The organism is Serratia montpellierensis, assembly GCF_020858655.1.
Lineage (GTDB): Bacteria > Pseudomonadota > Gammaproteobacteria > Enterobacterales > Enterobacteriaceae > Serratia > Serratia montpellierensis.
The window spans coordinates 947977-972412 of sequence record NZ_VOSN01000013.1 but is presented as its reverse complement, the minus strand read 5'-3'; the positions used below and the strand labels follow the sequence as shown (position 1 = coordinate 972412).

Genomic DNA, 24436 nt, shown 5'->3' with positions numbered 1-24436 from the left:
GCCTGGATGCAACGCCAATTATCTAGGGTATGAAAACAGTGCTGAGGAAGATAACAATGTCATCGAAATTGATAAAAAGTCCGCTCGCTGCTTTGCTCATCGGTTGTTTAGGTACGGCGTTTTCCGCGCAGGCCGATATCGTCATTGGCGTCGCCGGGCCGTTCTCCGGGCCGAACGCCACCTACGGCGATCAGTATTGGCGCGGTGCTTCGCAGGCGGCGGCGGACATCAACGCCGCCGGCGGCATCAAAGGGGAAAAAATCAAGCTGGTGCAGGGGGATGACGCCTGCGAACCGAAACAGGCGGTCGCGGTCGCCAACCGTCTGGTGGATCAGGACAAGGTCTCGGCGGTGGTCGGCCACTTCTGCTCCTCTTCCACCATGCCTGCCTCCGAGGTGTATGACGAGGCCGGCATCATCGCCATCACCCCCGGCTCCACCAACCCGCAGATCACCGAGCGCGGCATGAAGACGATGTTCCGCATGTGCGGGCGCGACGATCAGCAGGGCGCGATCGCCACCAACTACATGCTGGATACCCTGAAGGCCAAACGCATCGCGGTGATCCACGATAAAGACACCTACGGCCAGGGGCTGGCGGATGCCGCCAAGGCGGCGATGAACAAGCGCGGAGTCAAAGAAGTGCTGTATGAGGGGCTGTCGCGCGGCGAGAAAGACTTCAACGCGCTGGTGACCAAGATCGCCTCGGTCAAGCCGGACGTGGTCTACTTCGGCGGCTGCCATCCGGAAGCCGGGCCGCTGGTGCGCCAGATGCGCGAACAGGGCGTGACCGCCAAGTTCTTCTCCGGCGACTGCGTGGTGACCGAAGAACTGGTGACCGCCGCCGGCGGGCCGCAGTACACCAACGGCGTGCTGATGACCTTCGGCAACGATCCGCGCCTGATCCCGGAAGGCAAGGCGGTGATCGCCAAGTTCCGCGCCAGCGGCTTTGAGCCGGAAGGGTACACCCTCTACTCCTACGCCTCGATCCAGGCGATCGCCGCCGCCTTCAACGCCACCGGCGGCAAAGACAGCGCCAAGGCCGCCGAATGGCTGAAGTCGCACGACGTCGACACCGTGATGGGCAAGAAAGCCTGGGACCAGAAGGGCGACCTGAAGGTGTCGGACTACGTGGTCTATCAGTGGGATGACAAGGGCAAATATCACCAGCTTTGAACAACCCAATACTGACGTTGTGACTTTATGACAGACGGGCTCGCCGCCCTGGCGTGCCCGTTCCGCGATGACCTTTGGGCCGCGTCGGACTGCGTTGGCGGCCTTACCAGGCGAGACTGCTCATTATGGATGTATTCTTTCTGCAACAGCTGATCAACGGCCTGACCCTCGGTGCGGTGTATGGCCTGATCGCCATCGGCTACACCATGGTTTACGGCATCATCGGCATGATCAACTTCGCCCACGGCGAGGTGTACATGATCTCCGCCTACCTGTGCGCCATCGGTTTGGCGCTGCTGTCGTTCTTCGGGCTGCACTCGTTCCCGCTGCTGATCCTCGGCACGCTAGTGTTCACCATCGTTATCACCGGGGTATACGGCTGGGTGATCGAGCGCATCGCCTACAAGCCGCTGCGCAACTCTACCCGCCTGGCACCGCTGATCTCCGCCATCGGCATGTCGTTAATCCTGCAAAACTACGCGCAGATAAGCCAAGGGCCGCGCCAGCAGGGCATCCCGACGCTGCTGAGCGGCGTGTTCCGCCTGGAGTTCGACGGCGGCGTGGTGCAGATCACCTACACCAAGGTGTTCATTCTGGTGGCGTCACTGCTCGGCATGGCGATCCTCACCTACATCATTCAGCGTACCCGGCTGGGGCGCATCTGCCGCGCCACCCAGCAGGATCGTAAAATGGCCTCGATTCTCGGCATCAATACCGATCGGGTGATCTCGCTGGTGTTCGTGATCGGCGCCGCCATGGCCGGGCTGGCCGGGGTGCTGATCACCATGAACTACGGCACCTTCGATTTTTACGTCGGCTTTATCATCGGTATCAAGGCCTTCACGGCCGCGGTGCTGGGCGGCATCGGTTCGCTGCCGGGCGCGATGCTGGGCGGGCTGCTGCTCGGGGTGGCGGAGGCGCAGTTCGCCGGCATGGTGAACTCGGATTACAAGGACGTGTTCTCCTTCGGGTTGCTGGTGGCGATCCTGATCTTCCGTCCGCAGGGCCTGCTCGGCCGGCCGCTGATCGCCAAGGTTTAAGGAGAACGCCATGTCGCAATCCGTGATCAACGGTGGGCTGGACGTTAAACGCAGCCTGCTGGACGCCGTCTTGGCCGGGCTGATCGCCCTGATCGTGTTCGGGCCGATCGTCGGCATCGTGCTGAACGGCTACAGTTTCAACTTCGAACCGCACCGGCTGGTGTGGATTATCGTCGCGGTGATGGTCGGGCGGCTGCTGCTGAGCCTGTTCCTGCAAACCGCGCCGGGGCGCAGGGTGTTGGCGCGCTTCGACGGCGGCAACGACGGCGTCTACGTACGGCCGCTGGGTTATAAATCCAACCTGCGCTGGATCTTGCCGCTGATGGCGGCGATCGCGCTGCTGTTTCCGTTCGTCGCCACCAAATACCTGCTGACGGTGGCGATCCTCGGCCTGATCTATGTGTTGCTCGGCCTGGGGCTGAACATCGTGGTTGGGCTGGCGGGGCTGCTCGATCTGGGGTACGTGGCGTTTTACGCCATCGGCGCCTACGGATTGGCGCTGGGCTATCAGTACCTCGGTCTGGGGTTTTGGGCGATGTTGCCGCTGGGGGCGCTGATGGCGGCGCTGGCCGGTGCACTGCTGGGTTTTCCGGTGCTGCGCATGCACGGCGACTACCTGGCGATCGTCACGCTGGGATTCGGCGAGATCATCCGGCTGGTGCTTAACAACTGGATGTCGCTTACCGGCGGGCCGAACGGCGTCTCGGTGCCGGCGCCGACGGTGTTCGGCCTGGAATTCGGCCGCCGCGCCAAAGAGGGCGGCGTGCCGATCCACGAGTTTCTCGGCATCGATTACAACCCGAATCTCAAGTTCATTTTCATCTACGCGGTGTTGTTTTTGGTGGTGCTGCTGGTGCTGTATATCAAGCACCGGCTGACGCGCATGCCGATCGGCCGCGCCTGGGAGGCGCTGCGCGAAGATGAGATTGCCTGCCGCTCTCTCGGGCTGAATCACGTACTGGTGAAGCTGTCGGCGTTTATGCTGGGCGCCTCCACCGCCGGCCTGGCAGGGGTGTTTTTCGCCACCTATCAGGGCTTCGTCAATCCGACCTCGTTCACCTTCTTCGAATCCGCGCTGATCCTGGCGATCGTGGTGCTGGGCGGCATGGGCTCCACCCTCGGCGTGGTGCTGGCGGCCTTCGTGCTGACGGTGGCGCCGGAGCTGCTGCGCAGCTTCGCGGAATACCGGGTGCTGCTGTTCGGCGTGCTGATGGTGGCGATGATGATCTGGCGGCCGCGCGGGCTGGTGCGCATCAGCCGCGCCAGCTTCGCCGAACGCAAGGGGGTGGCGCCATGAGCGACGCCATTTTGCGGGTGGAGCACCTGATGATGCGCTTTGGCGGCATCAAAGCGCTGAACGACGTCAATCTGGAGGTGGAGCGCGGCTCCATCACTGCCCTGATTGGCCCCAACGGCGCCGGCAAGACCACGGTGTTCAACTGCCTGACTGGTTTTTACCGCGCCAGCGGCGGCGTGATCCTGCTCAATACCCACAAGCGGCCGACCGACGTGATCCAGGTGCTGGGGCAGAAGTTTCGCGCCGGCGATTGGATTCGCCCGAAGCGGCTCGGCTCGCGCCTCTATTACAAGATGTTCGGCGGCACCCACCTGGTCAACCGCGCCGGGCTGGCGCGCACCTTCCAGAATATCCGTCTGTTCCGCGAAATGTCGGTGGTGGAGAACCTGCTGGTGGCGCAGCACATGCAGAGCAACCGCAACCTGATCGCCGGGGTGCTGAATACGCCGGGCTACCGCCGTGCGGAAAGCGCCGCGCTGGATCACGCCTTCTACTGGCTGGAGGTGGTGGATCTGGTGGACTGCGCCAACCGGCTGGCGGGGGAGATGTCCTACGGCCAGCAGCGGCGGCTGGAGATCGCTCGCGCCATGTGCACCGCGCCGGAAATGATCTGCCTCGACGAGCCGGCCGCCGGGCTGAACCCGGTGGAGACGGCCACGCTGAGCCGCATCATCCGTTTTCTGCGCCAGCATCACGGCATCACGGTGCTGCTGATCGAGCATGACATGGGCATGGTGATGGAGATCTCCGATCGGGTGATCGTGCTCGATCACGGCGACGTGATCGCCCGTGGCACGCCGCAGGAGATCCAGCACAACGAGGCGGTGATCGCCGCCTACCTGGGCGCGGACGAAGAGGAGCTGGCGGGATGAGCGAGGCGATGCTGGAATTTCGCGAAGTGGACGTGTTTTACGGGCCGATCCAGGCGCTGCGTCAGGTGTCGCTGCAGGTTAACGCCGGGGAGACGGTGGCGCTGATCGGCGCCAACGGCGCGGGCAAATCCACGCTGTTGATGTCGATCTTCGGCCAGCCGCGTATCGCCGGCGGGCAGATCCTGTTTAGCGGCGAGGACATCAGCCGCCGCTCCACGCACTACGTGGCGGCCGGCGGCATCGCGCAGGCGCCGGAAGGGCGGCGCATCTTTCCGGACATGAGCGTGGAGGAGAACCTGCTGATGGGCACCATCACCGTCGGCAATCGCTACCTGGACGAGGATTTGCCGCGCATGTTCGAGCTGTTTCCGCGCCTCAAGGAGCGGCGCAATCAGCGGGCGATGACCCTGTCCGGCGGCGAGCAGCAGATGCTGGCGATCGCCCGCGCGCTGATGAGCCGGCCGAAGCTGCTGCTGCTGGACGAGCCGAGCCTGGGACTGGCGCCGATCGTGGTGCGGCAGATCTTCGGCGTACTACGTGAGCTGACCCGCAGCGGCATGACGCTGTTTCTGGTGGAGCAGAACGCTAACCACGCGCTGAAGCTGTCCGATCGCGGCTATGTGATGGTCAACGGCCAGATCCGCCTCAGCGGCAGCGGCCAGGAGCTGTTGAACGATCCGGAGGTGAGAAAGGCCTATCTGGGCGGCGGCTGAGCGCCGCCCTTGGGCAGGGATGCCCGTGTTCAGAACTGGCGCTGCATCCAGCGCACGTTCAGCCGCACCAGGGCGATGATGGCGCTGGAGAGCAGCCGCAGCCCGCCGGGCATGTCGCGGCGGCGGATGTCCAGCAGCAGTACGGTGCGCACCTGCGCGCTGTCGTTCCACACCTCGTGTTCGAAGGTATCGTCCCACAGCATGAACTCCCCCTCGTGCAGCCGGTATTCGCGGCCGTCCACTTTCAGCACCGCCGCCGGCACCCCGTCGGCGCGTTTGGGCATGTCCAGCACCAGATAGCCGCGCAGAATGCCGCGGAACGGCCCGCGGTGGGGCGGCACCTGTTTGCCGGGCGCCAGGAAGGAGAGCGAGGCGGACAGCACGTCCGGCGACGAAGCGATCAGCGCCGCCAGCGTCGGGCAACGCGCCAGGTTGCGGGCGATCGGCTGGCCGTAGGCCTTCATGATGAACATGCGCCAGTCGCGCGCGTCGTTGGCGGAGATCGACGCCTGCTGGATCATGATCTCGTGGAAGCGCGGAATATTGTGCAGATCGTGGGCGACGGTCAGCGCCTCTTCGCGGATCTGCCGCCATTGGGCGGTGAAACGTTCGGCGTCGGGGAACAGCGCGGCGCTGTCGAGCACCGGTTTGCCCTGAATGCGGCGATCGTAAACATTGCGCAATGCGAGCACGGACCAATCATAAATCGCGGACATAATGACCTCGCCTCAGAAAACGCCAAATGGACACTGCGCGCGGTTCTTCGGCGTGGCGCGTCGTCTGCGGGGGCCGGAAGGGAAGAGCGGCAGGAAAAATTGGTACGCTTCAAGAGATTAGCACAGCATTTGTGCAACCGTGTGTCTGCGAATGTGTCGAAATGCGGCGAAAAAAACCACACAATTAAAGTGTGACGCGTATCGCATTTAGCGGGCCGGTTGGTTAAAATATCGCTACTTGCCCGCACCTGTCCGGATTTTGTTTATCATGGAACACGCTCCCGTTTCGCGCTCAACCGCCTGGTTGCGCGTGGTTATCATCGCCGTCTCGGCCTTTATCTTCAACACCACCGAATTTATCCCGGTCGGCCTGCTGAGCGATATCGCCGCCAGCTTCTCGATGCAAACCGAACAGGTCGGCCTGATCATCACCATTTACGCCTGGATTGTCGCCGCCGCCTCGTTGGCGTGCATGCTGCTGACCAGCAAAATCGAGCGCCGCAAGCTGCTGATCGGCGTGTTCATGCTGTTTATCGCCAGTCACATCCTGACCGCCGTGGCCTGGGACTTTACCACGCTGGTTATCTCGCGCGCCGGCGTGGCGCTGGCGCACTCGGTGTTTTGGTCGATCACCGCCTCGCTGGCGATCCGCGTGGCGCCGCCGGGCAAGAAAGCCCAGGCGCTGAGCCTGCTGGCGGGCGGCACCGCGCTGGCGATGGTGCTCGGGCTGCCGCTTGGGCGGGTGGTGGGGCAGCTGCTCGGCTGGCGCATGACCTTTATCGGCATCGCGGTGTGCGCCACCCTGGCGCTGGTGCTGCTGTGGCGCCTGCTGCCGGTGCTGAAAAGCGAGCACTCCGGTTCGCTGGCCAGCGTGCCGCTGCTGTTCAAACGCCCGGCGCTGCTGGCGCTGTACATGCTGACCGTCATCGTGGTGACGGCGCACTTCACCGCCTACAGCTACATCGAGCCGTTTATCCAGACCGTGGCCGGGCTCTCGGAGAACTTCACCACGCTGATGCTGCTGCTGTTCGGCGCCGCCGGCATCGTCGGCAGCCTGCTGTTCAGCCGCTACAGCGAGCGTTTCCCTTCCGGCTTCTTTATCGGCGCCATCGCGCTGCTGACGTTGAGCCTGCTGCTGCTGTTGCCGGCCGCCGGCAGCGAAAGCCACCTGACCGTGCTGTGCATCTTCTGGGGCATGGCGATCATGGCCATCGGCCTGTCGATGCAGGCCAAAGTGCTGAGCCTGGCGCCGGACGCCACCGACGTGGCGATGGCGATCTTCTCCGGCCTGTACAACTTCGGCATCGGCAGCGGGGCGCTGCTGGGCAACCAGGTGAGCTTGCATCTGGGCATGGGCAATATCGGTTTCGTCGCCGCGCCGCTGGCGCTGATCGCCCTCGGCTGGTGCCTGCTGAGCGTCTACCGCAGCGAACGGCTGCAGCAGCACCCCAGCCGTTAAGCCACCGATTCGGGATGCCGCTGCGGCATCCCAGGTTGCATTTTCCTGCTATAAAACAGGCCGCTGCAGCGTTTTATGCTTAACTTTTTTTCATAGTCTGCTAATTAAAAATTTAACTCCGACGCCGCTTCGCTAGCATAGAAAGTCATCAAAAATGTTAATGCGAGGTTAACGGTGAGTGACTCTGTAGCGGCGTCGCCGATCCATGCGCGGGATTTGGCGGCCAGAATCGACGCCTTGCCCGCGTCGGCCGGTCTGTGGCGTTTTATCATTCTGCTGTCGCTGGGCGGCTTTTTCGAACTCTACGATCTGTTCCAGACCGGCTATATCAGCACCGGCCTTATCGCCGACGGCATTTTCCACACCGGCGCGCAGGGCGTCTTCGGCGTGTCGGACCAGGCGGCCTTCGCCTCCGCCACCTTTCTTGGCCTGTTCGTCGGCGCCAGCCTGCTGAGCCCGTACGCCGATCGCTTCGGCCGGCGTGCCACCTTTATGTTCGCCCTGATCTGGTACGGCGCCTTCTCGCTGCTGTTGGCGTTTCAACAGCAGGCGGAATGGGTGATCTTTCTGCGCTTTCTGGTGGGCGTCGGGCTCGGCATCGAGCTGGTGACCATCGACACCTACCTGACGGAGTGGGTGCCCGCGCATCTGCGCACCCGGGCTTTTGCCTTCGCGTTCTTCGTGCAGTTCCTGTCGGTACCGGCGGTGGCGCTGATGTCCTGGTGGCTGGTGCCGCAGACGATTTTGGGCCTGAGCGGCTGGCGCTACGTGGTGATCGCCGGCGCGCTGGCTTCGCTGGTGATCTGGCTGGTGCGCAAGGGGCTGCCGGAGTCGCCGCGCTGGCTGGTGCAGCAGCGGCGCTATGCGCAGGCCCGGCAAGTGATGCGGGATATGGAACGGCGCTGCGGCGTGGCGGCCACGGACTTCCCGTCGCGCCCGGTAGACGATGCCGAGGGGGCGCCGCCGCGCGGCCGCTTTCGCGACATCTGGGCGCCGCAGTACCGCGATCGCACGCTGATGCTGGTGGTGATGAATTTCTTTCAGGCTATCGGCTTCTTCGGCTTCGGCAACTGGCTGCCGGCGCTGCTGTCGGGCAAGGGTGCCTCGGTCACGCACAGCCTGCTGTACGCTTTCTTCATCACGCTGGCCTACCCGCTCGGCTCGCTGCTGTGCAGCTTCTACGCCGACAAGATGGAGAACAAGTGGCAGATCGTGTTGTCTTGCCTGGTGACGGTGATCTTCGGCTCGCTGTTCGCGCTGCAGAACAACCCGCTGTGGCTGATCCTGTGCGGCTTCTTTATCACCTGGTCCAACGCCTGGCTGACCTACAGCTACCACTCGTATCAATCCGAGATCTTCCCGACCCATATCCGCGCCCGCGCCGTCGGTTTCTGTTACTCCTTTAGCCGGCTGTCGACGGTATTCAGCAGCATCATTATCGGCATTATCTTGCAGTACGGCGGCTCGCTGGGGGTGATCGCGTTTATCGTCGCCAGCATGCTGATCGTGATGCTGGTGATCGGGCTGTTCGGCCCGAAAACGCGCGGCATCGATCTGGAAAACATCTGACGTTTTGCGCCGGCGGCGACGCCGGCCTCTTCAGCAAAAAAACTCGCGATCATGCGAAAATTATTCCGTTATCACTGCCTTTGCGCCTGCCGTACTGTTACCCGGTACAAAATCCAATTCAATACCGAGCGGGGAACACGTCATGAGCATCCTCACCGCGCCCGATGGCGCGCGCATTTTCTATAAGGATTGGGGCCGCGGCCAGCCGATCCTGTTCTCCCACGGTTGGCCGCTGTCCGCCGACGCCTGGGACAACCAGCTGCTGTTTTTCGGCCAGAGCGGGTTCCGCGTGATTGCCCACGATCGTCGCGGCCACGGCCGTTCGGATCAGACCTGGCACGGCAACGACATCAACCAATACGCCGACGATCTGGCCTTGCTGATCGAAACGCTGGATCTGCGCGATCTGATCCTGGTCGGCCATTCCACCGGCGGCGGCGAAGTGGCGCGCTATATTGGCCGTCACGGCAGCGAGCGGGTGGCGAAGGTGGTGCTGGTGGGGGCCGTACCGCCGCTGATGCTGCAAACGCCGGTCAACCCTGAGGGCACGCCGATGGCGGCCTTCGACGGCATTCGCAGCGGCGTGGCGGGCAACCGTTCGCAGTTCTTCAAAGATTTGGCGGTGCCATTCTACGGCTTCCACTGCGACGAGGTGGAGAGCAATGCGGGGCTGATCGACCACTTCTGGCTGATGGGCATGCAGGGCGGCGTGAAAGGGCAGTACGACGGCGTGCGCGCGTTCTCCGAAGTGGATTACACCGCCGATTTGCTGGCGATCGACAAGCCGACGCTGCTGGTGCACGGCGACGCCGATCAGATCGTGCCGATCGGCGCCTCGGCGCTGAAAGCCGCTAAGCTTATGCAACAGGCGGAGCTGAACGTATACGCCGGCGGTGCTCACGGCTTGGCGCAGGTCGATCCCGATCGCTTCAACGCCGATTTGCTGGCCTTTATCCAGAATTCGCCGTTCTAAGGGGGCGCGATGAACCTGACTGCTATCGCCGCCCGCTGCGCGCAGCGGCTGCATGCGCCCATGCTGCGCTGGCTGCTGCTGCTCGCCATTTGCGCCGCCTACATCCAGGGCGGGTTGGTCAAGGCGCTGAACGTCGAAGGCGCGGTTGCTGAGATGACCCACTTCGGCCTGCAGCCGGCGGCGCTGTTCGCCGTGCTGGTGACGCTGCTGGAACTGGCGGCGTCGGCGCTGATCCTGAGCGGCTTTTATCGCTGGCTCGGCGCGTTGGCGCTGGCCGGTTTTACCCTGATGGCGACGCTGATGGCCAATCCGTTCTGGCAGTTCGACGGGGCGGAGCGCGGCCAGATGATGAACGGATTTTTTGAACACCTCGGGCTGGCCGGCGCGCTGTTGCTGGTGGCATTTAACGATTTGAAGGAGCGAACGGATGGCTGAACAGACGGAAAACAAGGCGGCGGCGGGCGGCTTCGCGCCGCTGAAAATCCCATTATTTGCGGTGCTGTGGGGTGCCACGGTGCTCGGCAACGTCGGCAGCTTTATGCGTGACGTCGCCAGCTCGTGGCTGATCACCGACCTGTCGAGCAACCCTTCGGCGGTGGCGCTGATGCAGACCGCCGCCACGCTGCCGGTGTTCCTGCTGGCGATCCCGGCCGGGGTATTGTCGGACATCCTCGATCGGCGACGCTTTCTGATCTTCGTGCAAATTCTGCTGGCCTGCGTCAGCGGCAGCCTGCTGGTGCTGTCGCAGACCGGCGCGCTGACGGTGGAATACCTGTTGGCGCTGACCTTCGTCGGCGGCATCGGCGCGGCGCTGATGGGGCCGACCTGGCAGGCGATCGTGCCGGAGCTGGTACCGCGCACCGAGCTGAAAAACGCCGTGGCGCTGAACTCGCTGGGCATCAACATCGCCCGTTCCATCGGCCCGGCGGCCGGCGGCCTGCTGCTGGCCAGCTTCGGCGCCGGCGCGGCCTACGGCGCGGACGTGATGAGCTATGTGCTGGTGATCGCGGCGCTGCTGTGGTGGAAGCGGCCGAAGGCCGAGGACAGCGGCCTGTCGGAACACTTCTTCGGCGCCTTCCGCGCCGGCCTGCGCTATGCCCGTTCCAGCCGCGAGCTGCACGTGGTGCTGCTGCGGGCGGCGGTGTTCTTCGCCTTCTCCAGCTCGGTCTGGGCGCTGCTGCCGCTGGTGGCGCGCCGCATGCTGGGCGGCAGCGCCGGTTTTTATGGTGTGCTGCTGGGGGCGGTAGGCGCCGGGGCGATCCTCGGGGCGATTGCGCTGCCGCGCCTGCGCCAGCGGCTGAATGCCGACGGGCTGGTGCTGCTGGCGGCGGTGCTCACCGCCGTGGTGATGGCGGCCCTGTCTCTGGCGCCGCCGCAGTGGCTGGCGGTGGTGGTGCTGCTGGTGCTGGGCGCCGGCTGGATTATCGCGTTGACCACGCTCAACGGCGCGGCGCAGGGCGTGCTGCCCAACTGGGTGCGCGGCCGCGGCCTGGCCATCTACCTGATGGTGTTCAACGGCGCGATGGCGGCGGGCAGCCTGCTGTGGGGGCTGGTGGCGCAGGAGCTGGGCGTGGCCGCCACGCTGCTGGTCGGCGGCGTCGGCCTGTTGGCGGCGGGGCTGCTGTTCCACCGCCTGCGTCTGCCGACCGGCGAAGCCGATCTGCAGCCGTCGAACCATTGGCCGGAGCCGTTGGTCAACACGCCAGTTGAAAACGATCGCGGCCCGGTGATGATTCAGGTGGAGTACCGCATCCGCGAACAGGATCGGCCGCAGTTCTTGCGCACGCTGCTGATGCTGGAACGCGCGCGTCGCCGCGATGGCGCTTACGCCTGGGGCATCACCGAGCATACCGGCGATCCGGAATGCATCATGGAGTGGTTCCTGGTGGAATCCTGGGCGGAGCACCTGCGGCAGCACCAGCGGGTGTCGCACGCCGACGCCGATCTGCAGCAGGAGGCGCTGCGCTTCCACATCGGCCCGGAGAAACCGGTGGTGCATCACTTCCTGTCGCTCGACCGGCATCAGGTGAAGCATTAACTGCACGGCCAGGTGGCGAGAAGGTGCTATGCTTTTGGTCGGTTCGGCGGCGCGGCCGCCGTAAGACGAATGTAGTCAGCACAGGGAGACACATTGATGACGGCACCTTCTGCTTTTGCCCGCGAGCTTGGGCTGCGCTATCCGATCGTTCAGGGGCCGATGAACGGCGCGTCGCCGCCGGCGTTGGCGGTGGCGGTGAGCAACGCCGGTGCGCTGGGCTCGTGCGCGGCGGCGCTGTTTTCACCGGCGGTGATCCTCGAGCGCGTGCAGCAGATCCGCGCGCAGACCGCCGCGCCGTTCAACATCAATCTGTTTCTGCTCGATGAGCAGCACCCGGATCTCGCCGAGCTCAAGCGCGCCCAGCACCTGCTGCGGCCGTTCCGCGAAGCGCTGGGGCTGAGCGAGCCGCCGATCCCCACCCAATTCGCCGAAAACAACCGCGACCAGATCGCGGCTTTGCTGGAGGCGGCGCCGCCGGTGGCCAGCTTCACCTTCGGCGTGCTGCCGCGCGCCACGGTCACACAGTTCAAGAAGGCCGGCTCGCGGGTGATCGGCACCGCCACCACGGTGGCGGAAGCCCGCGCCTGGGAAGAGGCGGGCGCCGACTTCGTTTGCGTCTCGGGCTCGGAGGCGGGCGGCCACCGCCCGACCTTCCTCGGCGACATTGAGCAATCCTGCGTCGGCCTGATGGCCCTGCTGCCGCAGGTGGTGGCGGCGGTGAAGATCCCGGTGATCGCCGCGGGCGGCATCATGAACGGGCGCGGCATCGCGGCGGCGCGCTTGTTGGGCGCACAGGCGGCGCAGTTGGGCACCGCGTTCCTGTGCAGCCCGGAGTCGGGCATCGCCGAAGCCTGGCGGGCGGCGCTGCGTAACGCCGGCGATGACAGCACGCGCCTGACGCGCGCCTTCAGCGGCCGCCCGGCGCGCGGCATCGTCAATGATTTCATGCGGCAGATGCGCGCGGAAGAGGCGCAGATCCTGCCTTATCCGGTGCAGAACGCGCTCACCGGCGATATCCGCCAGGCGGCGGCCAAGGCCGGGCGCGGGGAATTTATGTCGCTGTGGGCCGGGCAGGGCGTGGGCCTGGCGCGGCCGATGCCGGCGGCGGAGCTGGTCGCCACCCTGGCGGGGGAGCTGGAGGCGGTGTGAGACAGACGGGGCGCCAGATTCGGCGCCCTTTTTCTTGGCCTGGCGTTAAAAACTGTAGGTGCCCTGCGCCAGCACGAAGTTCATGTTTTTCAGCCCGGCATGTTGCTGCAGGCCGTTGCTGACGTCGAAGTAGACATAGGCCACCTTGAACTGAAGATCGCTGCGTGGCGTCCAGGTGGTTTCGACCTGATACTGGTTGCCGATAAAGCGCGAGCCCTGCGCGCTGCCTTTCACCGGGCGCATTGGCCCGAGGTAGAAGGCATCCTCGCGGCGTTGTCGCCACAACGCGTCCCAGCTGAAATCGATGGACAGGGTTTGCCACGGCGTCATCGTGACCGAAGGGTGGATGGCGATCAGGTTAGCCGGCGCCACCAGTCCGTTCTCGGTTAGGTAGGGCAGCTTGGGGTACATGGCGTTAAAGGTGTTGAGCTGCCCATCATGTCCGTTTTTATCGCCGCTGGCGATGCCAATCTTGCCGCCAAAGCGCGGTTGCCAGCGCCAGTCGTTGACCGTATAGCCGGCGTGCGCCGACGCCGACCAGGCGCGGATGTCGCGCTGTTCTGCGCTGCCGAACTGCCAGGCGGCCTCGTTGTCCCAGTCGAATCCCTGCGCCGCGCCGAAAATGCGCGCGCCGACGGTATAGCGCCGCTCTTGCCCGCTGAGCTGCGCGTAGTGGGCGTCGCTATCCTCAAAGCCGAAGGTGTAGAGATCGAGCGAGGAGGCCAGCGCGGCCAGCGGCGTGGTGCCGTACAGTCCCCAGACCTTTTGGCTGTTGTCGGTATCGTCGTCGAAACTGCCGGTTTTGAGGGTGACGGGATGGCCGATAAAGGCGTCGAGGCGGTTTTTATCCTTGGCCCAGCTGGCGCGGATGGCGTCGAAAGAACGGCGCACGTTGGGGCCGTCGCGGGTGCCCAGCAGGTGCAGCGAACCCAGCGCAATCTCCTGGCGGCCGACCCGCAGGGTGCCGAGGCCGTAGGCGGTGGGCAGTTTCATATCCACATAGCCCTGGCCGAGATAGGCATGATCTTCGTCGGTCGGCTTGCGCCCGCGATCGCGTGGGGTGGCCAGCGACGATCCCAACTGAACATAGGCGCCAAAGTTGTCGCCATAGTCGAGGCGCGCGCCAATCAGCAGGCGCTGCATGAAGGTGTCGTCGCGTCCGCCGCTCAGATCCCGTTGATCCGTCCATTCATAGCGCTCGCGCAGTGAACCGTCGAAAGACAGGGTGGCCGCATCGCCCAACTGGATGTTTTTCCAGGGGGACGCGGCGGGCTCCGCCGCCAGCGCGGGGAGCGTGGAGAACAGCAACAGTGCGGGAAGCGTGCGTTTCATCATGGATATCCGAAGAAAAAAGCGCGCCGCAGCGCGCCTTGGGTTTATTTAGCCGTCTGGTGAATTTCGGCGATGTAGCCGCCGGGGAAACGCACCAGCGCCGAGGCGCGGCGTTCCGCCGCCGTCGAACGCCACAGCACCTGCGCGCCGCTGGCCGTCGCTTTGGCCAGCGTGGCCGGCAGATCGTCGACGCCATAGCCGGTGCGCTCATGGCCGAACGGATAAGGCAGATGCCCGTCGGTGACGAAAATGCGCGTTTTGCCGAAGTGGGAATCCAGCTCGATCTGGCGGATCTTGCCGTTGTCGCTGCGGCCGATCGCCGCATCGCTGACCTGTTCGTCGCTCACGACCTTGCCGTGCGAGAACGCCTGGTAGCTTTTCAGGAAATCGTCGACGCGGTAGGCGGAGAGATACAGGCGGTTTTCCGGCACGCTCAGCAGCGGCTTGTAGTTGGGTGCCTTGGTGTGCCAATAGAGCTGCATGTTGACGCCGCCGGGCCACTGGATCACTGCGTCGCGGCCGATAGGATCGTCGAAAGGCGCAACCTGCACATCGGCGCCGGCGGCCCTGGCCTGCCGGATGGCGGCGTCCATATCCCTGACCAGAAAACCGTTGCGCTCGGTGCCGAACGGGTGCGGGATCGGCGTTTTGAAATCGAACACCGAGAAGCTGCCGGCCGGCGTCAGTATCAGCTGGGAGTAGGTTTCGCTCGGCGTGGGCGTGACGTTGACCAGCACGCGTTCGGTGCTGGTGCCGCCGAAGGTTTTCAGGATGCTGTCGACAAAGGCATCCATCTTGCCGCGTTCGACGTAGACATGGGTGGTGTCATATTGCGGCCCCACGGCGAGAGACGCCGTATCGGCCGCCCATGACATCGCCGGGAGCAGCAGCGCAAGGGCCGATATCCTCAGCTGACGAGAAGAAATGCCGATAATATGTTGCATGTTGACCTCCAGGTAGCGGTTATTGTCCTGAGTGATGCGTAATTTCCTATGAGCTTTCCCGTCGGCTGAAAAATAAAAACGAAAAACGCAATGCGCGTCGTGAAACATTAAATAAGGGCGAGATTCTGGCGCCTAAGCGAATATCGCGCAGGTGCAAAATATCTCTTTTTATGGGCGTGGAACGGTGGGGCGCCTTTGCCGGCTCAGCCCGCTGCCGCTAAGGCATGGCGATGGTCATGAGGCCTGCCTCGCCGCGTGTTGAGGTGAATTGAGGATAATCCATAATGGTGTTCTCCTTGATGGGATATATCGCATTAGCCAGCTGAGTTTACGGTCTTCATTGCCGTCTAAATATAAATACAGCATTAAAAGAATTGCCGCCCATCAAATTTTTATATGACTTGTTGAGTAAATACGAATAAGCGGGTAAAGAGAATATCGCGGCGCCAGCCATGGCTCGCCGAAGCAGGCCGTTGAGGGGGCTTACGCCAGGTTTGGGCGATCGTCGTAAGGGTTATTGATGTTCTTAGCGGGAAGGAACAGCGCGAAGATCAGCATTACATAGGGTGTGAAGCAGAACCATGTCAGGCACCAACCACCGGAGTAACCCGCATCATGCAAACGGCGCACATTGGCCGCTAGCATAGGCAGCAAAAACGCCGCAAACGCGAAAATGGAAATCTCATTCATCTTGCTGGCGATAACGGCGAGATAAAGCAGAAACCAAACGTGTTGGCATAAAAGCAGCATTGAGTAAGGCCCACGGCTTTCGCGGCCTGAGTAGGTGAAGGTCTTTTTGTAACTGCTGAAGAGCGGGTGAGCGCTGTCCGATGTCTGTATCATGCCATCTCCTTGGCTGCGGTTAGCCAACGTTAGCACGAGATTGCGATAAAGATATGCATCAATGATTAAAAAAGCCCGCCAGGTTTACCGTGGCGGGCTTTGTGCTGTCGCTTAGTTACGCCAGATCGAAACGATCGAGGTTCATCACTTTGTTCCAGGCAGCGACGAAGTCGTGGGCGAACTTCTCCTGCGCGTCGGCGCTGCCGTAGACTTCGGCCAGCGCGCGCAGCTGCGCGTGTGAACCGAACACCAGATCGACGCGGCTGCCGGTCCATTTGACCGCGCCGCTGCGGCGATCGCGCCCTTCGAACAGGCCGTCCTCACCCGCCGGATGCCAGGTGGTGCCCATGTCGAGCAGGTTGACGAAGAAGTCGTTGGTCAGCGCCTGCGGTCGCTGGGTGAACACGCCGTGCTGCGTGCCGCCGACGTTGGCGCCGAGCACCCGTAGCCCGCCGACCAGCACCGTCATTTCCGGCGCGGTCAGGGTCAGCAGCTGCGCCTTGTCGACCAGCAGCGTTTCGGCCGGCACGCGGTATTTGCCCTTCAGGAAGTTGCGGAATCCGTCGGCGAGCGGCTCCATCGCCTCGAAAGAGTCCACGTCGGTCTGTTCCTGCGAAGCGTCCATGCGGCCCGGCGCGAACGGCACCGTCAGGGTCAAACCGGCGTTCTTCGCCGCCTGTTCCACGCCCGCCGCGCCGGCCAGCACGATCAGATCCGCCAGCGAGACGCGCTTGCCGCCGGTCTGGGCATCGTTGAAGGCGCGTTGGATGCTCTCCAGCTTGGCCAGCGTCGCGGCGAGCTGCGCAGGCTGGTTGACCGCCCAGTCTTTTTGCGGTGCCAGGCGAATGCGCGCGCCGTTGGCGCCGCCGCGTTTGTCGGAACCGCGGAAGCTCGAAGCGGAAGCCCAGGCGGTGGTGACCAGCGCCGACACCGACAGGCCGGAAGCCAGCACGGCGTTTTTCAGCGCGGCGATGTCCTGCTCGTCGATCGGCGGATGATCGACCGCCGGGATCGGATCCTGCCAAATCAGCTCTTCCTGCGGCACTTCCGGGCCGAGGTAGCGCGCGCGCGGCCCCATGTCGCGGTGGGTCAGCTTGAACCAGGCGCGGGCGAAGGCATCGGCCAGCGCTTCCGGATGCTCATAGAAGCGGCGCGAAATCTTCTCGTAGGCCGGATCGAAGCGCAGCGACAGGTCGGTGGTCAGCATGGTCGGGCGGCGTTTCTTGTTCGGATCGAAGGCGTCGGGAATGGTTTCACCGATGTCTTTCGCCACCCACTGATGCGCGCCGGCCGGGCTTTGGCTCAGCTCCCATTCGTATTCGAACAGGTGGCGGAAGAAGTCGTGGTTCCACTGGGTTGGGGTGGTGGTCCAGGTGACTTCCAGGCCGCTGGTGATGGCGTCTTTGCCGACGCCGGTGCCGAAGGTGCTGTGCCAGCCGAGGCCCTGCGACTCCAGCCCGGCCGCTTCCGGATCGGCACCGACGTTAGACGCCGGGCCGGCGCCGTGGGTCTTGCCGAAGGTGTGGCCGCCGGCGATCAGCGCCACGGTTTCTTCGTCGTTCATCGCCATGCGGGCGAAGGTTTCACGGATGTCGCGCGCGGCGGCCACCGGATCGGGGTTGCCGTCTGGGCCTTCCGGGTTAACGTAGATCAGGCCCATTTGCACCGCCGCCAGCGGATCTTCCAGGTCACGGTCGCCCGAGTAACGGCTGTTCGGCCCGCCGCTCAGCTCCAGCCAGATCTTCTCCGAACCCCAGTAGACGTCGTCCGGCTCCCAGGTGTCGGCGCGGCCGCCGGCGTAGCCGAAGGTTTTAAAGCCCATCGATTCCAGCGCCACGTTGCCGGTCAGGATAATCAGGTCGGCCCAGGAGAGGTTGCGGCCATATTTTTGTTTGATTGGCCACAGCAGGCGGCGCGCCTTGTCGAGGCTAACGTTGTCCGGCCAGCTGTTGAGCGGGGCGAAGCGCTGCTGGCCTTCGCCCGCGCCACCGCGGCCGTCGCCGATGCGGTAGGTGCCGGCGCTGTGCCAGGCCATGCGGATGAACAGGCCGCCGTAGTGGCCGAAGTCCGCCGGCCACCATGCCTGCGAGTCGGTCATCAGGGCGTGCAGATCCTGTTTGACCGCCGCCAGATCGAGGCTGTTGAAGGCATCGGCGTAGTTGAAGTCTTTGTCCATCGGATCGGACAGGGGGGAGTGCTGATGCAGCGGTTTCAGGCTGAGCTGGTTAGGCCACCAATCCTGATTGGTGGGGCCGTCCTGCGGTGCGGGCTGCTTGCCGCCCGAAAACGGGCATTTGCTTTCAGTTGTCATAATGCGCTCTCTGCTTCCGTAAAGGTGCTCCAGCCGCCGGGCGTGGAGCGGTTAACAAGGCATGCGGGTAAGGCTTGCGTCGGGTGTTGCGCTAAATAACTGAACTCAATGGAATAACATCGCTCCGGCCGCTAACGGGCAAAAGGCGACTCATGGCTAAGCTTAGTCAGCGGCGGCGGAGAGATAAAATAGGAATGAGTGAATATTGCGATAGCTTGCGGCGATTTATGGGTGTGTTATTGATAGCCAGCACGCCGCCTTATCGACGCCGCAGCATCACCTTGAGCACCGCGTCCGCCAGCTTGCCGAACGGCGCGCGCAGCAGGTCGGTAAAACGCCAGCGGCTTTGGATGAAGACGCCCTTGGCGTGGCTCAGCGCCCGAAATCCTTCGATGCCGTGACAGGCCCCCATGCCGCTGGGGCCGATGCCGCCGAACGGCAGATCGTCCTGGGCAAAATGCAGCAGGGTGGCGTTGACGCTGACGTTGCCGGAGGTGGTGCGCGCCAGCAGCCTGTCCTGCAGCGCGCCGCCTGGGCCAAAGTAGTACAGCGCCAGCGGGCGCGGCCCGGCGTTGATAACGTCGATCGTTTCATCAAAGGCGGCGTAGGTGCGCAGCGGCAGCAGCGGCCCAAAGATCTCCTCTTGCATGATCCGGCTGTCGTCGGGGGCGCCGACGATCAGCGTGGGGGCGAGGGTTTTCGGCCGTTCCGCCGCCGAGTTCGGGCGGTGGCCCACCGGAACGATCCGCGCGCCCCGCACCTGGGCGTCGGTGAGCAGATCGTGCAAACGGTGGTAGTGCCTGTCGTTGATGATGGCGCCGTAGTCATGGCTCGTCGGCCCGTCGGGGTAAAACGCTTTGACCGCCGCATCGTAGAGCGCGATGAAGTTTTCCACATCGTCCTGATGGATCAACAGGTAATCGGGCGCGATGCAGGTTTGGCCCGCGTTCGACAGCTTGCCGAACGCCAGGCTGTTAACGGTTCTGGCGGTGAGCGCGCCGGGCGCCACGACGGCGGGGCTTTTGCCGCCCAGTTCGAGCGTTAACGGCACCAGATGTTTGCCGGCCGCCTGCATGACCTGACGGCCGATCGCCGTGCTGCCGGTGAATACCAGGTGATCGAACGCCAGTGCGCTAAACCCGGCCCCGACGTCCGGCCCGCCGGTCACGACGGCGACTTCATCGGCGGGAAACAGCGCCGCCAGCATCGTGTCGATGAGCTGACTGGTATGCGGCGTGAGCTCCGGAGGTTTCAGCATCACGCGGTTGCCGGCGGCCAGGGCGGTGGCCAGCGGGATGAAGGTCAACGAAAACGGGTAGTTCCACGGCGCCATGACGCCAATCACACCCTTAGGTTGGTATTGCACGTAGGCGCGCCCGGCCTGGTACGGCAGGGCGACGTGGCGGCGTTCCGGCTGCATGAAGCGTTTCAGATTGCGTAGCAGGTAATCGATCGCCTGCACGGTGACCAGGATCTCCAGGATGTCGGTTTCGTAAGGCGAGCGGTGGCCGAAGTCCGCGCTGACGGCCGCCGCCAGCGCACCGCGCTGGGCCAGAATGGCGCTCCGCAGGCGGCGCAGGGCGGTTTTGCGCTGAGCGATCGTCGGCGCGCCGTCGCGCAGGAAGGCATGGCGCTGGGCGGCAAGCCGTTGCTCCATCGTCATGAGGATGTCATCTCCCTGCACTTGAATTCTCCTGATGCCGATTGCGTTACTGAGGGAAATACCGCTTGCCGGGCCGCCATTGACCTTAAAGTGAACTTTAAACCTATACTCGTTAAACGATCAACGTAAGATCGTCGGCCAACCGGGATGAGGGAGCCAGAGATCCCGGCGCCGCGCGCAGTATAAACCTTCTTTTTTAACCATAGTGTAAACGGGAGAAACGACATGGGTTATGTAACGACCAGCGATGGCGTCGAGATTTTCTACAAGGATTGGGGCCCCAAAAACGGCAAGGTTATCTATTTCCACCACGGCTGGCCGCTGTCCAGCGATGACTGGGATGCCCAGATGCTGTTCTTCGTGAACCAAGGGTTCCGCGTGGTGGCGCACGATCGCCGCGGCCACGGCCGCTCCAGCCAGGTGTCGGAAGGGCACGACATGGACCACTACGCCGATGACGTCGCCGCGGTGGTAAAACACCTGGGCGTGCAGGGCGCGATGCACGTGGGCCACTCGACCGGCGGCGGCGAAGTGGTGCGCTATATTGTGCGCCACGGCGAGGATAAGGTGTCCAAAGCGGTGCTGATCAGCGCAGTGCCGCCGCTGATGGTGAAAACCGACGCCAATCCGCAGGGCACCCCCAAAGCGGTATTCGATGATTTCCAGGCGCAGCTGGCCGCCAACCGGGCGCAGTTCTATTACGACGTGCCGGCCGGCCCGTTCTATGGCTATAACCGCCCGGGTGCCAAACCGTCGGAGGCGATTATCTGGAACTGGTGGCGCCAGGGCATGATGGGCGGCGCCAAGGCGCACTACGATGGCATCGTCGCCTTCTCGCAGACCGATTTCACCGAAGATCTCAAGAAGATTACCATTCCGGTGCTGGTGATCCACGGCGACGACGATCAGGTGGTGCCTTATCAGGACTCCGGCGCGCTGTCGGCCAAGCTGGTGCAAAACGGCACGCTCCATACCTATAAGGGCGCGCCGCACGGCATCCCGACCACCCATGCCGATCAGGTCAACGCCGATCTGCTGGCGTTCGTGAACAGCTAAGCGCGAGAAATAGGTGCTTGCTCCGCCCGGTTGGGCGGGGCCTCTTTTCATTACGATGAGGAACGGAAATGCAAACGATCCTGGGCGCCAGTGGCCAGATCGCCCAAGAGCTGGCGCGTGAACTGAAGCGCGCGTACACCGATGATTTAAGATTGGTCAGCCGCAACCCAAAGAAGGTCAACGACAGCGATACGCTGGTTGCGGCCGACCTGCTCGACGCGCAGCAGACCCTGGCGGCGGTGAAGGGCAGTGACGTGGTGTATTTCGCCGCCGGCCTGCCGCCGGATTCGGCGCTGTGGGAGCGACAATTTCCGACCATGCTGCAGAATGCGTTGGACGCCAGCCGCACTGCAGGCGTGCCCTTCGTCTATTTCGACAATACGTACATGTATCCGCAGAACGGCGAGCCGCAGACGGAATCGACGCCGTTCGCGCCACGGGGGCGAAAGGGGCGGGTACGCGCTCTGATGACCGAGAAGGTGCTCGACGAGATGAAGCGCAACCAGATCCCCGTGCTGATCGGCCGTGCGCCCGAGTTTTATGGGCCGGGAAAAACGCAGAGCTTCACCAATGCGCTGATCGTCGACAGGCTGAAAGCGGGGGAAAAACCGCGCGTGCCGGTTCGCGATGACAGACTGCGCACGCTGATCTGGACGCCCGACGCCAGCCGTGGGTTAGCCCGGCTTGGCAATACGCCCGACGCGTTCGGCCAGACGTGGCATTTGCCGTGCTGCGACGAACGGCTCACCTACGCGCAGTTCGCCGCCTTGGCCTGCGAGGTGTTTGGTAAGGACATTTCATATTCCGTCATCGGCAAATGGGCGTTGATCGCCGCAGGGCTGGTTTCATCCGGCGCGCGTGAGATGCGCGAGCTGCTGCCGCGCTACGAGCACGACAACCTGTTCGACTCGACCAAGTTCAAGCAGCGCTTTCCCGACTTCGCCGTCACGACGTATCGCGCGGGGCTGGAAACGATTTGGCGGGAGTGGAAGAACGCGCAAGCGCGGCGTTAAGATGCCCGCCGCGCCAGGGCTAGCCACAGAGCACTACGCTGGGCTGCCGGCCTACCTGAGCCATTAGGCAAGCCTCTCCCCTCACCGGGCGGGGCTTTTTATTGGCTGCGGGAGAACCGATCACCAGTGATAGCTGATGCCCATATCGAGCTTGTCCGACGCATCGACGCCGGCTGCGTGCTGGGAAAGGTTATTGAATTCATAGTTAATAAATACCTGCATGTTGCTATTAAGCAACCAGGTCACCCCCAGCTCCTCGTAGTTCAATAAGTCGGTGTTGCGGCCTGCCCGGGCCTGTATCAAGCGGGTATAGCCGATGTTGGGCTGAATATGGTCCGTCAGCCGGTATTTGACGAGCGCTTCATAACTTGACGCCGAGCCGCGGTTAGCGGTTTGTTGCGGGCTGATGGCGTTGTCGCTTTGGGTGAACACGGCCGCAAGATAGATTTTTTTCGACGTATAGAGAACCCCTTCGGCCAGCGTATCGATGCGTCGGCGATAGCCGGCGGCGTGTTGCTGCCGCTGCGTGGTTTGAGACGCCGAGGCGGCGGCGATGAGGCTGAGCGTCGGCGTCAGCGCATAACGGAACGAGGCGCCGAAGCCGTTGCCGTTTTGTTTGCCCGGCGCTTGCCGATCGTCGCCGTCTTTGAACTGATATTGCAACGCGAGGGCGGCGCGCCGCTGAAACAGGCTGAAAGTTTGGCGGTAAGTGAGCAGGTTATGCGCCCGGCCGCGCATAAAGTTATCGATGTAGTTGTAGGCCATTTCCCTAAACAGCGGGGAGCGATCGGTCAGGGCGGTCACATCATAAAGCACGCCCCAGTTGCGGCCGATATCGAGGCTGCCCAGGGTGGCGTTTTGCACGCCGATATAGGCGAGCCGGGTGCTGTTGCGAGTCGCGTCGGCGAAGCTGACGGTATATTCCCAGTGGGCGTAGGCCTGCCAGCGCGGCGCGATCTTTTTTTTGCCTATCAGGCCGAAATAGAGGTAGCTGCGGTCGCCGTCGTCGCGTTCGTTGTGGCCGCTGTAGCGTCTGGCGATAATCGTGCCGTAGAAATTCAGGCTGTTTTGCTGCGATCCCGTCAACGACACGGCGAAGGCGCCGCGCGGCAACAGAGCCAGCAGAGGGAAAAGCATGCCCGCCGAAAAATAACGAGGATTGCGTTTTATCATGATGGCACCATCCCTGTGCGCGGCAAGCCCGTGAGCTTGCCGCCCTGGCGAAGCTTAAGCGTGCGTTTCGCGTTTAAAGTAACTGACGATCCCCTGAGTGATCGCCGTGGCAATTTTATTTCTGAAGGCGGGGGTGCCGAGCAGCCTTTCTTCCTCAGGGTTGGTGATGAAAGAGGTTTCCACCAAGACGGAAGGAATATACGGGGACTTCAAGACCACGAAGGCCGCCTGTTCGGTATTTTTGGCATGCAAATGATGGATGGGCGCAATATGTTGAATAATGTGCGAGCCCAGCGCCAGGCTCTCTTTGATCGTTTCCGTCTGCTCCAAATCAAACAGTATCTTCTGCAAATAGTGGTCTTTCTTGATGACGTTGGGGCCGGCGAGATCGTCCGCCGCGTTTTCACTGTTCGATAAGTATTTCGCCATCGCGCTGCTGGCACCTTTATTGGAAAGCGCAAAGACCGACGCGCCGCAGGCGCTGGGGCAGGTAAAGCCGTCGGCGTGGATGGACATGAAAAGATCCGCGCCATGCCGGTGCGCGATCTCCACCCGATCGTAAAGCGGGATAAAAACGTCGCTGTCGCGCGTCAGACGGGCATCGATGCCGTGTCGATCAAGCTGTGCACGCACATTTCTGGCAATCTCCAGAACGACATGTTTTTCCAGCGAACCGGTGTGGCCAATGGCGCCGGAGTCGATGCCGCCATGACCGGGATCCAACATGACCAGGAATCTTTTTCGCGCCCCGTGAGGGCCGTTCTGCTTTTTGGGACGTGGCAGGCCGTGGGCGTGAGCCAGCGGGGAAACGGCGCCGTTCAGCGCCAGGGCCGCCAACCCTGCCAACATCATTCTGCGGCGAGATAACCGGGTGTTCAAAAGGTCCGTCTTAGCCATAAGGGTAACCAGCATAAAAGGAAAGGGTTTTTTTGTTATAACATAACAATTTCACTCGCCGGCGGGGTTGTCTGTTAGCGGCTGTTACTTTTAATGTCATTCCTTAAATTCACTGGTTTTTTATACTGCATTTATTTTGTTTATTGAATGTTTGTATTGATATTAATTTGTTTTGTATTTGTTAATTCTTATTTTGACACACT

General features: G+C 62.9%; 21 protein-coding genes. 13 read left to right on the top strand and 8 right to left on the bottom strand.

The features are described from left to right. Positions 1 to 56: 56 nt before the first annotated feature. The 5 genes from FUU19_RS16360 to FUU19_RS16340 all read left to right on the top strand — a co-directional run bounded on the left by FUU19_RS16360 (position 57) and on the right by FUU19_RS16340 (position 5097). Complete coding sequence (locus tag FUU19_RS16360) at positions 57 to 1175, top strand: branched-chain amino acid ABC transporter substrate-binding protein (RefSeq protein WP_048234441.1); 1119 nt, start codon at positions 57 to 59, stop codon at positions 1173 to 1175. Between the two features lie 125 nt (positions 1176 to 1300). Then, positions 1301 to 2215 (top strand): ABC transporter permease subunit, encoded by a 915-nt coding sequence (locus tag FUU19_RS16355; protein WP_004928592.1) that lies wholly within the window; start codon positions 1301 to 1303, stop codon positions 2213 to 2215. Positions 2216 to 2225: 10 nt separating this feature from the next. Then, positions 2226 to 3512 (top strand): high-affinity branched-chain amino acid ABC transporter permease LivM, encoded by a 1287-nt coding sequence (gene livM / locus FUU19_RS16350; protein ID WP_141967784.1) that lies wholly within the window; start codon positions 2226 to 2228, stop codon positions 3510 to 3512. Then, complete coding sequence (locus FUU19_RS16345; RefSeq protein WP_174135410.1) at positions 3509 to 4384, top strand: ABC transporter ATP-binding protein; 876 nt, start codon at positions 3509 to 3511, stop codon at positions 4382 to 4384. The genes livM and FUU19_RS16345 overlap by 4 nt, the downstream gene beginning before the upstream one ends. Continuing rightward, on the top strand, positions 4381 to 5097 hold the full coding sequence (locus FUU19_RS16340; RefSeq protein ID WP_141967788.1) for an ABC transporter ATP-binding protein: 717 nt from the start codon (positions 4381 to 4383) through the stop codon (positions 5095 to 5097). The genes FUU19_RS16345 and FUU19_RS16340 overlap by 4 nt, the downstream gene beginning before the upstream one ends. Positions 5098 to 5126: 29 nt before the next feature. Here FUU19_RS16340 and FUU19_RS16335 read toward each other — a convergent pair whose 3' ends face one another. Next, positions 5127 to 5813 (bottom strand): aspartyl/asparaginyl beta-hydroxylase domain-containing protein, encoded by a 687-nt coding sequence (locus FUU19_RS16335; protein WP_060433575.1) that lies wholly within the window; start codon positions 5811 to 5813, stop codon positions 5127 to 5129. A 268-nt stretch (positions 5814 to 6081) separates the two neighbouring features. Here FUU19_RS16335 and FUU19_RS16330 point away from each other — a divergent pair, with 268 nt between their 5' ends. The 6 genes from FUU19_RS16330 (at position 6082) to FUU19_RS16305 (ending at position 13001) form a co-directional block, all read left to right on the top strand. Next, positions 6082 to 7272 carry a sugar transporter gene (locus FUU19_RS16330; RefSeq protein WP_230490717.1) on the top strand — a complete coding sequence of 397 codons (1191 nt, stop codon included), beginning with the start codon at positions 6082 to 6084 and terminating at the stop codon, positions 7270 to 7272. Between the two features lie 174 nt (positions 7273 to 7446). Continuing rightward, complete coding sequence (locus FUU19_RS16325; protein ID WP_230507214.1) at positions 7447 to 8841, top strand: MFS transporter; 1395 nt, start codon at positions 7447 to 7449, stop codon at positions 8839 to 8841. Positions 8842 to 8983: 142 nt separating this feature from the next. Then, a complete protein-coding gene (locus tag FUU19_RS16320) occupies positions 8984 to 9814 on the top strand; it encodes an alpha/beta fold hydrolase (protein ID WP_230490719.1) in 831 nt (276 codons plus the stop codon). A gap of 9 nt (positions 9815 to 9823) precedes the next feature. Continuing rightward, on the top strand, positions 9824 to 10249 hold the full coding sequence (locus tag FUU19_RS16315) for a DoxX family protein (protein ID WP_025303482.1): 426 nt from the start codon (positions 9824 to 9826) through the stop codon (positions 10247 to 10249). Further along, positions 10242 to 11852 carry an MFS transporter gene (locus FUU19_RS16310; protein WP_230490720.1) on the top strand — a complete coding sequence of 537 codons (1611 nt, stop codon included), beginning with the start codon at positions 10242 to 10244 and terminating at the stop codon, positions 11850 to 11852. Before FUU19_RS16315 ends, FUU19_RS16310 begins: the two co-directional genes overlap by 8 nt. A 96-nt stretch (positions 11853 to 11948) precedes the next feature. Then, positions 11949 to 13001 carry an NAD(P)H-dependent flavin oxidoreductase gene (locus tag FUU19_RS16305; protein ID WP_230490721.1) on the top strand — a complete coding sequence of 351 codons (1053 nt, stop codon included), beginning with the start codon at positions 11949 to 11951 and terminating at the stop codon, positions 12999 to 13001. 45 nt (positions 13002 to 13046) lie between these two features. Here the strand turns inward: FUU19_RS16305 and FUU19_RS16300 are convergent, their stop codons facing one another. The 5 genes from FUU19_RS16300 to FUU19_RS16280 form a co-directional block, all read right to left on the bottom strand. Beyond that, complete coding sequence (locus FUU19_RS16300) at positions 13047 to 14336, bottom strand: alginate export family protein (protein WP_230507212.1); 1290 nt, start codon at positions 14334 to 14336, stop codon at positions 13047 to 13049. Between the two features lie 41 nt (positions 14337 to 14377). Next, positions 14378 to 15277: a VOC family protein gene (locus tag FUU19_RS16295; RefSeq protein ID WP_230490723.1), complete on the bottom strand. Its 900-nt coding sequence runs from the start codon at positions 15275 to 15277 to the stop codon at positions 14378 to 14380. 483 nt (positions 15278 to 15760) lie between these two features. Next, entirely contained in the window at positions 15761 to 16120 is a 360-nt protein-coding gene (locus tag FUU19_RS16290) for a DUF805 domain-containing protein (RefSeq protein ID WP_230490724.1), read from the bottom strand. A gap of 115 nt (positions 16121 to 16235) precedes the next feature. Further along, positions 16236 to 18431, bottom strand: a complete 2196-nt coding sequence (gene katG, locus FUU19_RS16285) for a catalase/peroxidase HPI (RefSeq protein ID WP_230490725.1) — start codon at positions 18429 to 18431, stop codon at positions 16236 to 16238. Positions 18432 to 18690: 259 nt separating this feature from the next. Then, on the bottom strand, positions 18691 to 20115 hold the full coding sequence (locus tag FUU19_RS16280) for a coniferyl aldehyde dehydrogenase (RefSeq protein WP_230490726.1): 1425 nt from the start codon (positions 20113 to 20115) through the stop codon (positions 18691 to 18693). 204 nt (positions 20116 to 20319) lie between these two features. On the opposite strand from FUU19_RS16280, the gene FUU19_RS16275 reads away from it, so the two are divergent. Continuing rightward, positions 20320 to 21150: an alpha/beta fold hydrolase gene (locus FUU19_RS16275; protein WP_230490727.1), complete on the top strand. Its 831-nt coding sequence runs from the start codon at positions 20320 to 20322 to the stop codon at positions 21148 to 21150. A gap of 68 nt (positions 21151 to 21218) precedes the next feature. After that, positions 21219 to 22163 carry an NAD-dependent epimerase/dehydratase family protein gene (locus tag FUU19_RS16270; protein ID WP_197833390.1) on the top strand — a complete coding sequence of 315 codons (945 nt, stop codon included), beginning with the start codon at positions 21219 to 21221 and terminating at the stop codon, positions 22161 to 22163. Between the two features lie 120 nt (positions 22164 to 22283). On the opposite strand, the gene FUU19_RS16265 is transcribed toward FUU19_RS16270, so the two are convergent. Both FUU19_RS16265 and amiA read right to left on the bottom strand, forming a co-directional pair. Then, a complete protein-coding gene (locus tag FUU19_RS16265) occupies positions 22284 to 23336 on the bottom strand; it encodes a porin (protein WP_230490728.1) in 1053 nt (350 codons plus the stop codon). A gap of 54 nt (positions 23337 to 23390) precedes the next feature. After that, positions 23391 to 24233, bottom strand: coding sequence for an N-acetylmuramoyl-L-alanine amidase AmiA (gene amiA, locus FUU19_RS16260; protein WP_230490729.1), 843 nt, complete (start codon positions 24231 to 24233; stop codon positions 23391 to 23393). Between the last annotated feature and the right edge of the window lie 203 nt (positions 24234 to 24436).

Bases quoted from the DNA above. Each gene is read 5' to 3' on its own strand.
- livM (WP_141967784.1), top strand. From the start codon at position 2,226: ATGTCGCAATCCGTGATCAACGGTGGGCTGGACGTTAAACGCAGCCTG.
- FUU19_RS16265 (WP_230490728.1), bottom strand. From the start codon at position 23,336: ATGATAAAACGCAATCCTCGTTATTTTTCGGCGGGCATGCTTTTCCCT.
- FUU19_RS16270 (WP_197833390.1), top strand. From the start codon at position 21,219: ATGCAAACGATCCTGGGCGCCAGTGGCCAGATCGCCCAAGAGCTGGCG.
- FUU19_RS16290 (WP_230490724.1), bottom strand. From the start codon at position 16,120: ATGATACAGACATCGGACAGCGCTCACCCGCTCTTCAGCAGTTACAAA.
- FUU19_RS16340 (WP_141967788.1), top strand. From the start codon at position 4,381: ATGAGCGAGGCGATGCTGGAATTTCGCGAAGTGGACGTGTTTTACGGG.
- amiA (WP_230490729.1), bottom strand. From the start codon at position 24,233: ATGGCTAAGACGGACCTTTTGAACACCCGGTTATCTCGCCGCAGAATG.
- katG (WP_230490725.1), bottom strand. From the start codon at position 18,431: ATGACAACTGAAAGCAAATGCCCGTTTTCGGGCGGCAAGCAGCCCGCA.
- FUU19_RS16345 (WP_174135410.1), top strand. From the start codon at position 3,509: ATGAGCGACGCCATTTTGCGGGTGGAGCACCTGATGATGCGCTTTGGC.
- FUU19_RS16310 (WP_230490720.1), top strand. From the start codon at position 10,242: ATGGCTGAACAGACGGAAAACAAGGCGGCGGCGGGCGGCTTCGCGCCG.
- FUU19_RS16295 (WP_230490723.1), bottom strand. From the start codon at position 15,277: ATGCAACATATTATCGGCATTTCTTCTCGTCAGCTGAGGATATCGGCC.
- FUU19_RS16320 (WP_230490719.1), top strand. From the start codon at position 8,984: ATGAGCATCCTCACCGCGCCCGATGGCGCGCGCATTTTCTATAAGGAT.
- FUU19_RS16360 (WP_048234441.1), top strand. From the start codon at position 57: ATGTCATCGAAATTGATAAAAAGTCCGCTCGCTGCTTTGCTCATCGGT.
- FUU19_RS16305 (WP_230490721.1), top strand. From the start codon at position 11,949: ATGACGGCACCTTCTGCTTTTGCCCGCGAGCTTGGGCTGCGCTATCCG.
- FUU19_RS16330 (WP_230490717.1), top strand. From the start codon at position 6,082: ATGGAACACGCTCCCGTTTCGCGCTCAACCGCCTGGTTGCGCGTGGTT.
- FUU19_RS16315 (WP_025303482.1), top strand. From the start codon at position 9,824: ATGAACCTGACTGCTATCGCCGCCCGCTGCGCGCAGCGGCTGCATGCG.
- FUU19_RS16355 (WP_004928592.1), top strand. From the start codon at position 1,301: ATGGATGTATTCTTTCTGCAACAGCTGATCAACGGCCTGACCCTCGGT.
- FUU19_RS16335 (WP_060433575.1), bottom strand. From the start codon at position 5,813: ATGTCCGCGATTTATGATTGGTCCGTGCTCGCATTGCGCAATGTTTAC.
- FUU19_RS16300 (WP_230507212.1), bottom strand. From the start codon at position 14,336: ATGATGAAACGCACGCTTCCCGCACTGTTGCTGTTCTCCACGCTCCCC.
- FUU19_RS16275 (WP_230490727.1), top strand. From the start codon at position 20,320: ATGGGTTATGTAACGACCAGCGATGGCGTCGAGATTTTCTACAAGGAT.